The following is an 11,389-nucleotide window of genomic DNA, read 5'->3' on the forward strand; positions in this document are numbered from 1 at the left end:
CGTGCTCGATCGATCGCATAGAAGTGCTCCTCCCTTTTGATGCAGTGTTAGACTAGAAAACTTGATTTCACGGGGTTTATTAAAGGAATTATCGTCAGTCTTCTTAAATGAAGTATAAAGTCTTAGACTACCACTGTTTTATTGAACTAACGTTCCCAGTTAGATTAACGAGTCAGTCCAAGAATCTGGTGCTACTTTAAACTATGATCCTCACAGTATTCAAATCATAAAAGACTAATCCGCACGGTGTTCCAAGTTTCCCGATTTTATTCTATTGATAATATCCTCAAGTTCTTCAACTCTTCCTTTATTTTACTACGAACATCTCGCCAAATGCTTTTTCTCTTTTTCAACTCAGACAATCTTTTGATTAAGTAATCTAGTATTTCATCTTTCATTGTAATCCCACTCCTTCCGAAAACGGGGAGAGCGATTTATGATGAAGTAAACGGCAGCCGGTCACACAATCGGCTATCGTCATGTCTTGGTTAAACTATTTTTCCGCAAGTCTAACAATGCAAGAAGGGAATTCAGTGCCTTACTTATTTGTGATTAGCTTGGGGTGTTTGCAGCTAAACGACTTTTGTCAACTTGATATCCATCCAAGGCACCCAAATGCCGCCATCGCCTGACAGCTCCCAACTGCCGGTTAAAATGTTTCTGTCATCACTAAAATTACCTGTGAAGCGCTCCGATTTTCCTGAGATGGTCCAGATAGCATCAACCAGATTTGCTTGATATGCGCCGACACTGCCTCGGTTATCATACGAGTGCGTGAAATAGGTTTGACTTGCAGTATCATAACCTATGATCTCAATGGTCTTAACCTCTTCGTCCCCCATATAGCCATCCACATGGTGAATAAGGAAAAACCCGCCAGGCAGCCATTCATAAATATCAGTTGCCTTCAGCTTGGCAGCCGGTTCGGATGGACTCACCTTAATCAGTCCTTCTGTATTCCATTTGCCTACAAATATATTCAAGCGAGTAAGAGCAGGATCCGGCTTGGACGGATCGTGTGGAACAAGGGAAGCATCCTTCTCGTTCACTAATATGTGCCTCCTTCATAATCAGGACTATTGCAGCGCTTAATTTTATTCTACCTTATTAAAGATGATGTGGTTTCTTATCGATTGCTGTTTCGAATTTTTACTTTCTACGGAGTCATGCATTTGTAGGCCACATAGACGATCGTCATGGTCCAAGCTACCTTGGGGAGTGATTGTTGAGCATTTACCATTCATTGAGATGATTACCGATTGATATTTTGCATAATTGCGCTGTAAAGAAAATCTGCTAAATCTTCATTGCCATATTGATTAAAGTAGCTTTTGAATCGTGCATCGAATTTGTAGGTATGGGCAATGCAAGCCAGTAACTCTGCATCGCATGTCATGAATTGCATTAGATTTTCTTTCCACTCTTCGATTAATCGCTGCACTTCATCGGAGGAAGGATCCTGATGGATACAAGACGCAATTTGTTTATATATTTCTTCAATATCGGAAAAACGTTTCTCTTTTTCATCTACTGATAAATTTTCCATCGTTTCATTATACACTTTGTACGCCTCTGTTTCGCCATAAATGAATCTTGCCTCATTGGCATATTGTTCTTTCAATGGCAAAACGGAAGAACGGTTAAAAATGTGCAAATTACTAATATCATTCCCCGAAACGTATTCATCGAGAGCAGTCATGATGTTTTCCAGTCTTTGTTTTCTCAATAATAAAGTTTGTCTCTGCTTCTTTAATATTTGTTTCTGTTCTTGCCTGGTCAACTTTAAAATGTCCGCAATTTCTTTCAAGGAAAAATCCATTTCCTTTAAGATCAAAATGGTTTGAAGTTTTTCCAAACTGCTTCGATCATATAAGCGATACCCTTTTTCCGTTAGATGTGTCGGTTTAAATAAGTGGATTCTATCGTAATAATGCAGAGTCCGGGCTGTAATGCCTGTAATCTGAACAATATCTTTAACCGCTAATAATGGTTTCTTCATCCCAAAATCCTTTTACTTCGTCTAGTATTTGAGCAGCAGGCGTTATCGTGGCCTCAAAGATCGTTCTCCCTGTTTTTCTTAAATAATACTGGATTAAATGATATCCGCAAGCGTAGCCGGCGCTGTAAGGCATATTGACCGGTTTAAAGTTCTGAAGTTCTGCGATCTCGTCACCGTAAAGATACGGGGCAAATTGATCAAACCCCGTTAATTGCAATTGCTCTCGGAGCACGGGCTTAATTCGCCTGTTAAGTGTTTCTGCATTTGTTTTCGTTACCCAAGGGCCGAGCAATTCTTCTCCGAATAGGAAAGTAGCAAAGTTTTCAGCTAATCCTTCACTTACAATGAGCTCGCCCAAATTAACGGTGTGATCCCACTGAATAAATTGATATCGCACATTATGATTGCATTCGTGCGCCAGCGCAGCCTTCATTCGAGGAATCGTGTACTCATTTGGCAAGAGTGTACCCCAGATAAACCCGGGAATGCCCCCAAAGCCGCTATATCCTTCGTTTATTGTTAAGGCACGGTTTTCCGGATTCCCTAGTTGTAGGGTAAACAAATATTCGGATACGGGGAGATTTATTTCATGTTCTATAAATAGACGGAGGCTTTTCCTTACAGCATCCTCACACTCTGACCAAAAAGAATCTGACGAAATCAACTCTACCTCAGGTGAAATCTGCGGGGTAATCTTATCAGGGGATCGATGCATCATACTATTAAACGTAATAACGTCAAAACCATTCGCCTCATCGGCTCTATAAGGGATCTGTTGAATTTGCCATTGTTTCATAAAGGGAGCCATCATTTCGTTTCTGAATAATTCAAGCTTTTCCTCGGGCGAGGCTTGGGCAATTTTTTGATAAATTTGGTCTGAACGCAATGTTTTTATGTTCATCTCTCTCACTCCTAGTTATGTATTCTTAGAGAGAATTATGCACTATGACCTTACGTCATAGTCAAGAACCTTGAATCAATATTAATCTACATGTTCTTAAAACTATCCTGCCCGTTACTTCAACGAGAACAGGGAGCAGCTGCTGCGGCGATCGCCTCCCTTGTTATAGTGTTTTCGTACCCGTTAGCTTAATCAGATGGTGTGAATATGTTCTTTTTCTGAATGCCAAGGCTTCGCATGAACCATGGCTTTATAAGCGGTAAAACCGAGGACGGCTGCATGGCTTTCGTATGGTCCATATCATTTCCCATAAGGATTTCAACATCCCATCCTAGATCGACTAACTCCCCCCTATTTCGCTTCAATAATCCAACCATGTCTACAGTAACATTGCCAAAATTTTCGCCATACACGATAGTATCCATCTCTCCAGCAAAAGCTAGTTTCGGAAGATTCAGCTTATTTTGAATACCACGATCATCAAAATCAGCAAGACTCTGATACATCGGAACAAATTGCTTCGTTACGCGGGGATCAATCGTAACTTCAATGTTTGTCCAATCCATGTCATCTGAATTCCAGGCACCATGAGGGCGCTTAATACCTTCACCCTGCGTACTCAACGCTTGCATGTGTGTTTTGTTGGTAACAATCATCATCTCTTGATAAGGCCCTTCGTAAGGTGGAAATCCACCCATTACCAAGCTTTCCAGACGATTTGTCCTTATGGCTAGTTGTAATCCCACCAAAGCAAGCCATGAGTATCCGTAGTAACTGAAATTCTTAATGTTCATTTCGTCAGCAATATGCAGGAAATCAGTTACGATATTATCAGGTGTGAGCCTTTCTGGGTTAGGATATTGAAATCGATGTCCTTCATAATCAAAAAATAGAACCTGAAACGTATCCGTAAGTCCCTCTACAAAATGTTTGCCCAATTCTGGATCGACACCCCACTGCTTCAAATTATCCGCTTCCTGATTGTAAACGGATTTTTTTGTAATCGGTAACATGACGGTTTGATGGCTGGGATCTCCCGATAAACCCACTTCTATTACGCCAATAGAAATTGCAAAGAAACTGAATGTAAGTACGACTACGTTACGGAGATACGAAGATCAAGGCCTGATTCCGGATGTGCCGAGGACGCCGAGTAACCGCAGATGCTACACATCCCTCCATATGCAAGGCTTTGTTACCATTCGGGCGTTATTACGAGGATATGAGATTCCCGAGGTGTACGATGTGATGAAAGAAAATTATGAATCTTGATATCGAAACCGCGCTTTGGCTCTTAAATCAGCAGTTACATGACGTACCTGTCGGATCCCCTTGACTTGCGGGGGCACAATGGCGATCTCGCTGCGTGTCTCGGTCGTCATCTCGTGCAGGGAACCTCCGCAGCAGGTGCAAATTTGCTCACCTTCTTCAAGCTTGTAGACGATCGTCTCCACCGGCAGGTTCGAGAGGTCGTCTTCACGCTTGCCTGTCCGTTTGTGGCGCTCGTAGGTTACCTTCTCCATCTGCACCTCTTGTCCCGGCGGCGTGGCCAGCACCTCGGCCTCGTTGAACAGGTTGAACTCGAGCTGATCCGGATGCGTCTTCTCGTTACCACAAAGTCGCGAAGGTCAAGCTCGTCGGCTGCTGGGCGCATGCACGCCGGAAATTCGACGAAGCGCTGAAGGCGGCACCGCCCGGGACCGGGAAGCCGGGCACGGTCGCGGGGCAGTGACTGGCGTATTGCAACCACCTGTACGCGATTGAGCGCGAGTTGGCGGACGTTTCGCCCGAGGTGTGCCATGCCGAGCGGCAGAAGCGGAGTCCCGGTGGTGGAGGCGTATGCGGATTGGCTCAAGCAGCAGAGGTCCCGAACGTTGCCCAAAAGTCTGACCGGGCAAGCGATCGCCTACAGCTTGAACCAGTGGGAGAAGCTGTAGGCGATTCTAGCCGACGGCCGCCTGGAGTTGGACAACAACCGCAGCGAGCGCGAAGATTTACAGCGTGATGGAGACAGCGAAGGAGAACGGGTTGCATCCGTACAACTACTTGAAGTTTCTCTTCGAGCAGTTGCCGCAGCTTCCCGGACCGCTGGATGCCGAAGCGCTCCAGTCGTTCCTGCCTTGGTCAGCCTTACTTCCAGCGGATTGCCGGTTGAAGAAGATCTAAGCACAGCATAGCCCAAGTCTGCTCCCACCGCTAGGTGGGGGCTATTTGACGTAATGATATGTGAACGACCTGGTTTCCCCGGGAGCCATTGTTACTCTATAGAAATCCCCCTTCATATCGGATGTGACAAGATTAAAATCAGCCAAAGCCGGGACGCTGAATGAGAAAAAAAGCATTGTGATGTTTCACCAAAAATTATAAAGCGGAGCCCGAAAAATCGCGCGGCTCCGCTGGTTTTGTTTCATCACTTGGTCAGTCGACATAAAAAACGTTGTTACTTAGGCGTGAAGATTCACAATAAATTGAAGGCAAAAGATCCCAAATTCGTAACGACATTCACGCACTGAATAATTATTCACTCCCGGAAATGAATAGGTGCACCACATACTTTTCCTTACCTGTTATGTCAATGGGATGCAAATGGATCTTGGGGAGATAAAATCCACGGCTTATAGCAGCGTTGTTTGCAGCGAACCAGTATCGGTCACCGTCACCGCATACCGGCTGCCCATAGTCGAGCGAAGCACCAGCCGCTCCTCTCCGATCCGGCCGAACGGCTCCCATACACCGGGCGTTCCGCTGGTTACGCATACCCAGCCGACGTAGTCCGAAGAAGACACGTCCGTCCTGTATACCAGCGATCCCCGTACCCATTCGCCGGTCGTAGTCACGTTATCGGCCCAACTGACCGCAGCGCCCTTGGCGAGTCCTTCCGGAGTCATCAACCGCTGCACATAGCCGGCATTGCCGACCGGAGCGCCAGCGCCCGAAAACACGTTGTCCGGCATAATGCGCACGTCCGAACCGCTCGCTTCCGGAGCAAGATAGATACATTGCCGGGCAGCTTCGATCGAATTGCCGCTCACAACTGTGTCGGTGACGATCGTGTCGAACCGAATGCCGTAATCGGAGCCGACCAGGACATTGTGCGAGATTACATTACCTGTGGAAGGCTCCGGACCCGAAATCCGTATCGCGCCGTAGCTGGAATACACATGTTTAATCGTATTACCGCACATGAGAATGCGATTGCAGTTTCGCACGGACATCGCGATCAACCGATTCACTTCAATCGTATTATTGCAAATGACCGGCGCTTCTGCATTGGCAATGTTCCAACCCGCTCCGCCTGTCCCCGCATCGCGATTGCCGCGGATTTCCAGCCCCTTTCGGACGCGTCCAGTCGTAAACATTCTCGCGTCCCCCACTGAGCCGTAGAAGATGTTGTCCGTAATGCTGACATCCTCGGTATTGCCGACGTCTCCGGCGTTGCAGCGAAAAAAATAGCGGGCCTGTCCCTGATTGCCGCGAATCGTCAGCCGCTTGTTTTTGAACGCCGCGTTCGGGTTGTACGAATTAACAAACACTCCCACGCTATCGTAAATATTGTTTTCGATCCAGACATCCTCCACAATATCCGAGCCTGAGTTAGTGCGATTCGGCTCGATATCGATCGTCGCCACATAGTCGAATCCGTCCAGTATCACGTTGTCCCGCACCCAGACTCGCCGCGCGGATACGATCGATACTGCGCATCGCCAAGGATCGATCAGCATATTGCTGTATACATGTACGTCTTCGCACGGACCCAGGTAGTCCGAGCCGAAATATATGCAGTCCCCGTAGGCCGAGTCGAATCGGTTATGATGAATGTAGACATGCCTGGAATCGGTGACACGCAGCAAATGAGACTGCTCCCCTGCCGAACCGCCGGTATATTGGCCATTCAGATGGAGGCCGGTGACATGAAGGCCGCTCCCTTTGTAGGAGGCAATCGCCAGCAGTCGCTTCCCTACGGTGCCGTCAGCGCCCTCCATGCGGATTTCCGGCATACCGATGCCATAGATCGAATTGCGGATGAAAATCGTGCCGCTGACTTTATAAAACGCATCCGTTCTCGGCACAATCAGTGGTTTGCCAGTCAACGCTGCGTTGCGGAATGCCTCCGTGTCGTCCGTCGTCCCGTCTCCCACCGCTCCGTAATCTTTGATGTTGATCGCGCACATGTTGTTGAGCCGGGTTATGATTGTGTCGATTTGCCCAGGCACACCACCCGGTTCCTTCGCGTATACGTCATTGTTCACGGAGCCGCCGGGAGCAGCCTCTGCCCAGCCGGGCAGGAGCAGCGCCGTCGAGCCAAGTGCTGCTCCTGCGACACCGAGTGTTGCCAGTAGCGCCCGTCTGCTAATCAGATTGTCTGCTTGTTGAACGTTGTTCGTCTGCATGTCGTGTTTGTTCCCATTTGTCATCGTTATACCCATTCCTTTCGCTTCGCTCAAGGCACTAACGGAATGAAATCCGTTGGCTTTTGGGCGTTTTTTTGTATGCTTGAGTTACAGAGAAAGCAGTACACTACAAATACGCGGAGGTGAGTGGGCCATTCTGTTGTCAGTCTGCTTCGCTTGATTTGCAAAAAAGCGTTCTGCCTTGCTTCCCGGTTATTTTCCTTTGACATCCGCCTCGATCGCCCGGTTGCCGGCTTCTGTCACATCGCGCAGAGCGGTGTTGACATCCATCCCGGTTTCGATCATTTTTTTCGCAATCGCGGTCAGTTCTTTGTGAACGAGCTCGTCATAAACGGTCGGCTGATACGGCTGCGCAAAGGCACTTTTGAACACTGCCTTGATGTTTTTGCCCCGTATCGATTTCATATTGACTCCATACTTGTTCTTGATCGTCTCGTTGCTTAGCCCCGTGAAGCGACCATGCTCCGTAATCAAGTTCTGGTTCGCCTCGCTCGTGAGCAGTTGGATGACCTGGAACACTTCTTCCTTGTGCTTGCCAAGCGCGGAAGCGAGCAGGAAGTGGCCGGACGAAGCCAGCGTCGTATTTGGCTTGCCGGGATGACTCGGAAACTGGGTGATGTCCCATTTGAAATCGTCCGGTGTGCCGTACAGCTTCTCCAGAGCGGCAAAGCGCGCATCGTAGCTTGGCAGCATCGCGAGCGACTGTGTTTTCAGGAAATGATCCAACGTCGAGTTTTTGTTGCCCGGAATCGCATTGACGTCCTGAATCAGCTTCAGAACCGTTCTCCATCCTTCCTGGTCCGGCAGCGCTTTGTTCGTCTTCGCGTCCACCCGCGTCAGCGTCAACTGTGTCCCGAGATCCGTCACACCGGGGATCATAATGCCTCTGTAATCGACGCCGTTGGCCGAACGGGCAAATTTTCGGGCCAGCTCCATCGTTTGATCCCATGTCATGCCTTCCGTCGGATAGCTGACGCCAAATTGATCGAACAGCTCCACGTTGTAGAACAAAGCCAAGAAGTTCAGCGAAAACGGCACCGCATAAACGTCTGTGCTGCTGCCCCCGTAGATGCGCGATGTCTGCATCGCCGCCGGGTCGAACTGGTTGAGATCCATTTTGTATTTGGTGATGTAAGGCGATAAATTTTCCGCTGTTCCCATTTCCTTGTGCACCTGAATTTGCGGATACGTCGAAAACATTATGTCTGGGAATGTGCCTGCCGAAATCATCTCGCTGAGACCTTGAACGCCTCCCGTTGCGCGCACCATTTCAACCGAAATATGCGGATATTTCGCTTTCACCGGAGCGGCGATCAAGTTGGCGAATTCCTCGTCCGAAATCGTCGCGCGGTCCTGCAACATATACAGCGTAACCGGCTTCGGCGTTTCTTTTGGCGCCGGATCGCTGCCACCGTCCGCACCCGATCCTCCCGGATTCCCCTTCTCTCCGCCGCACGCCGCCAACAGCAGCGCTGCCAATCCAATCGCGGCGACTACCCGATGTTTCTTTCCTGCTCTGTTCTCCTTGTTCGCTGTCATACGAAAAGGCCCCCTTAAATTGATATAGACGCCAAGTCCAATAAAAATAAAGCGCTTTCATTTCTTGTGAAGTCCTCATGCAGCAACTCGGCTATATTACATGTGGTTGCCTGCGGTTGTCATTGTACCGGTTCCTCCACCGTTCAGCTCAGCCAGTTGACCGGGGTCAAAACGTTGTTCGTCACCACATTGCTTTCACAGACGGCATCCTCAATCGACAGACCGTACCGCACCTGATTCGCCGCTGTTCCTTGACGCACTGTATTCATTTGTACGTGATTGAAGCTGCCGCCACGCTGAATGATTTCCGGCGGACCATACACCGATTGAAGCATCGTTGCCCCGTCTGCGTTGGACTCGTGCCGCAGCAGCGATGCTCCCATCACTGCCGCACCTGTCATGCCGAGTGCCGCCAGCAGCTTGCGGCGTTCCATGCCGTACTGCGATGTCCGTACCAGCTCTTTACATCCCGTCTTCCCGTCCTCACTCCATTGTCTTCTCTCCCTCGTATCATGCCACCCTCCATCATGTACTACAAAGACCGTGTCGATTCCCGCTGCACTAGTCTTGCCGGCATCACTTCATCCACATAGCGTTCCTCTCCCTCGCCGTATGTCCCGGTCAAAATATCCCACGCACGAACGGCCATTTCCTGGGCAGAAGGTCCGATCGCCGTGAACGCCACCTCAAGTTCCTCCAGCTCCGGTACATCGTCGTACACCACGACAGACAAATCATCCGGAATCTGTATGCCGCTGCGCCGGAAAATACGCAACAGTCGGAACAACACCGTTTGGGAGCTGACAAGCATCGCGGTTGGCCGGTCGCTGCGCTTCAGCATCGCCAACACTTCCTCTTCAAATGTTGGACTGATGTCGCTAACTACAAATGCCGGATCGTACTTCAAGTTCTGCTCCGCATGACCTTGGATAAAACCAGACAGCTTGTCTCTATGAGTCGGACGCCCGATATAAGACAACCGGCGATGCCCCAGTGCATGCAGATGGCGAACCGCCTGTACAAATGCACCTTGCCGGTCAACACCAAGTAAGTGTGCGCCATCCACCCTTGGTCCCGCCATCGCCAGCACTTCCCCGCGAAACCGCGCCCGCTCGGTGTAGAAGCTGACCGGGAGATTCGGGTAGCAATTCCAGAGCATGATGTGGTCAACACCAAGCTGCCGGAACGCTGCCATCCCTTCTCCCGGAAAGTCTGCAATTAGCACAACCCGATATCCTCGCTGCGCTCCTTCCATCTGCAATTGCACACTCATGTTATAGAAAAAGAGACCTTCTTTGGGTGGCCAAATAAGACCGACGACGTGTGTCTTTTGCTGCACAAGCTGCTTCGCTGCCAAATTGGGGATGTAGTTCATTTGCTTGGCAATCGCCTGGATGCGTTCTTTCGTGTTATCGCTTACACGGTAGTCATCGTTTAATGCGCGTGAAACTGTCGAATGGTTGACGCCTGCTGCTTTCGCAATGTCTTTGATCGTGACCATTTTGCATGGCTCCTTCTGCTTTCTTGATCCAAAGATAACAAACGTTTGTATGAAAATCAATACGTTTCAGGGATGGAACTTTTGTTTATTTATGCACATTTTTATACACACGCTTGCATTTGAAATTTACAAAACATAAAGTGCGCTTCCCCCTATATGGTACTTGTCGCTGTGTATTTTGCCACCCGCTAAGGCCTCTCCAAACGGAGAGGCTTCTTGTTTGTTGCAATGCATAATTCGTATAATGCTCCCATAGGTTGAGACACTGGAGGGTGAAAAATAAGTTCAATGTGATTAGAATTAGAATTTGAATTGCACCGCAGTGAAGATCGCGGTTTATTTCAGAATTCGTTAGAAAAATGTCAATTTAATTGCCCTAAGCCCGTCTTTTTTGGGATGACATCCATCATGAACTATCCTTGAATCCCTCAGCGTAAGAAGTTTTCCGCAGCGCTTTAATATCTTGCAGTATTCCCGTTTGAATTGCGACGGACTTTCATAGCCACGTCATCACCTATTTTTACACATACCTGATCTCCCGCTTTATTTATACCGGTTGCAGAAGTCGGCAAATCGGCTATAAGGCGTGGAGTATACAAGCGTTGTTCCGTACTCTGTCTCGTAGGCTCCGTGCTTATCCGCAAACTTCCGATACAGCCGATTTGTGTATTCGTTCGCAGCTGCCGGCGGAATCCTCACCTCCCGCACCGGGATTCGCGTCAACAATTTGTTCCGCCAGCACCTGCAGGCCGCGTATGAACGTCCTGCTGCTCCGATATTCCTCCAGAAAACAGCTGTTTCCAAGCACCGCAATTTCCTTGTCCTGAAAGTCATGCTCCGCAAGTCCGAGTACATAGCTACCGATTCCGGATATAAAAATCTGTAAACCTGCTCCGAAGCTGCACGGTAAATTCCGTCACAGCCCCATGGTGTAGTACTTCAGCTCTTGTTATCTGTTAAGTTAATCGTCAATCCCATAAATAACTAACGCCCATTAATAATAAGGCAGCTAAGGGTTTAATAAGTTTTCTATGTCA

Annotated in this window: 10 protein-coding genes and 1 pseudogene; 2 read left to right on the plus strand and 9 right to left on the minus strand. The window is 48.6% G+C overall.

Translation table 11 applies throughout. From position 1 onward, the window contains the following. Positions 1-572 precede the first annotated feature (572 nt). From FE784_RS39785 to FE784_RS39800, 4 genes are all read right to left on the minus strand, one after another. Complete coding sequence (locus tag FE784_RS39785; RefSeq protein WP_139607845.1) at positions 573-1,049, minus strand: DUF1579 family protein; 477 nt, start codon at positions 1,047-1,049, stop codon at positions 573-575. A 203-nt stretch (positions 1,050-1,252) separates the two neighbouring features. Beyond that, positions 1,253-1,999: a MerR family transcriptional regulator gene (locus FE784_RS39790; RefSeq protein WP_139607846.1), complete on the minus strand. Its 747-nt coding sequence runs from the start codon at positions 1,997-1,999 to the stop codon at positions 1,253-1,255. Continuing rightward, positions 1,974-2,900 carry a DUF2268 domain-containing putative Zn-dependent protease gene (locus FE784_RS39795; RefSeq protein WP_139607847.1) on the minus strand — a complete coding sequence of 309 codons (927 nt, stop codon included), beginning with the start codon at positions 2,898-2,900 and terminating at the stop codon, positions 1,974-1,976. Before FE784_RS39795 ends, FE784_RS39790 begins: the two co-directional genes overlap by 26 nt. A gap of 188 nt (positions 2,901-3,088) precedes the next feature. Continuing rightward, positions 3,089-3,970 (minus strand): alpha/beta fold hydrolase, encoded by an 882-nt coding sequence (locus FE784_RS39800; RefSeq protein ID WP_139607848.1) that lies wholly within the window; start codon positions 3,968-3,970, stop codon positions 3,089-3,091. A gap of 10 nt (positions 3,971-3,980) precedes the next feature. On the opposite strand from FE784_RS39800, the gene FE784_RS42295 reads away from it, so the two are divergent. Then, positions 3,981-4,172, plus strand: a complete 192-nt coding sequence (locus FE784_RS42295; protein WP_246132395.1) for a MerR family DNA-binding transcriptional regulator — start codon at positions 3,981-3,983, stop codon at positions 4,170-4,172. On the opposite strand, the gene FE784_RS39810 is transcribed toward FE784_RS42295, so the two are convergent. Continuing rightward, a complete protein-coding gene (locus FE784_RS39810; RefSeq protein WP_139607849.1) occupies positions 4,160-4,423 on the minus strand; it encodes an IS66 family transposase zinc-finger binding domain-containing protein in 264 nt (87 codons plus the stop codon). The two genes, FE784_RS42295 and FE784_RS39810, sit on opposite strands and share 13 nt — an antisense overlap. 71 nt (positions 4,424-4,494) lie before the next feature. Here FE784_RS39810 and FE784_RS43065 point away from each other — a divergent pair. Next, positions 4,495-5,066 (plus strand): annotated as a pseudogene (locus tag FE784_RS43065) (IS66 family transposase); the annotation flags it as partial. 449 nt (positions 5,067-5,515) lie between these two features. On the opposite strand, the gene FE784_RS39820 reads toward FE784_RS43065, so the two are convergent. From FE784_RS39820 to FE784_RS39835, 4 genes are all read right to left on the minus strand, one after another. Further along, on the minus strand, positions 5,516-7,315 hold the full coding sequence (locus tag FE784_RS39820; protein ID WP_176706867.1) for a right-handed parallel beta-helix repeat-containing protein: 1,800 nt from the start codon (positions 7,313-7,315) through the stop codon (positions 5,516-5,518). Positions 7,316-7,504: 189 nt separating this feature from the next. Continuing rightward, positions 7,505-8,851 carry an ABC transporter substrate-binding protein gene (locus FE784_RS39825; RefSeq protein ID WP_139607851.1) on the minus strand — a complete coding sequence of 449 codons (1,347 nt, stop codon included), beginning with the start codon at positions 8,849-8,851 and terminating at the stop codon, positions 7,505-7,507. Positions 8,852-8,994: 143 nt separating this feature from the next. Beyond that, positions 8,995-9,285 (minus strand): hypothetical protein, encoded by a 291-nt coding sequence (locus FE784_RS39830; RefSeq protein WP_139607852.1) that lies wholly within the window; start codon positions 9,283-9,285, stop codon positions 8,995-8,997. Between the two features lie 98 nt (positions 9,286-9,383). Next, positions 9,384-10,352: a LacI family DNA-binding transcriptional regulator gene (locus FE784_RS39835; RefSeq protein ID WP_139607853.1), complete on the minus strand. Its 969-nt coding sequence runs from the start codon at positions 10,350-10,352 to the stop codon at positions 9,384-9,386. Positions 10,353-11,389: the final 1,037 nt, after the last annotated feature.

This window comes from Paenibacillus hemerocallicola (assembly GCF_006265175.1).
In the GTDB taxonomy this organism is placed as follows: domain Bacteria; phylum Bacillota; class Bacilli; order Paenibacillales; family NBRC-103111; genus Paenibacillus_AB; species Paenibacillus_AB hemerocallicola.

Excerpts from the sequence above, each read along its gene's own strand:
- FE784_RS39790 (WP_139607846.1), bottom strand. The coding sequence starts at position 1,999 with ATGAAGAAACCATTATTAGCGGTTAAAGATATTGTTCAGATTACAGGC.
- FE784_RS39795 (WP_139607847.1), bottom strand. The coding sequence starts at position 2,900 with ATGAACATAAAAACATTGCGTTCAGACCAAATTTATCAAAAAATTGCC.
- FE784_RS39810 (WP_139607849.1), bottom strand. The coding sequence starts at position 4,423 with ATGGAGAAGGTAACCTACGAGCGCCACAAACGGACAGGCAAGCGTGAA.
- FE784_RS39820 (WP_176706867.1), bottom strand. The coding sequence starts at position 7,315 with ATGACAAATGGGAACAAACACGACATGCAGACGAACAACGTTCAACAA.
- FE784_RS39825 (WP_139607851.1), bottom strand. The coding sequence starts at position 8,851 with ATGACAGCGAACAAGGAGAACAGAGCAGGAAAGAAACATCGGGTAGTC.
- FE784_RS39830 (WP_139607852.1), bottom strand. The coding sequence starts at position 9,285 with ATGGAACGCCGCAAGCTGCTGGCGGCACTCGGCATGACAGGTGCGGCA.
- FE784_RS39835 (WP_139607853.1), bottom strand. The coding sequence starts at position 10,352 with ATGGTCACGATCAAAGACATTGCGAAAGCAGCAGGCGTCAACCATTCG.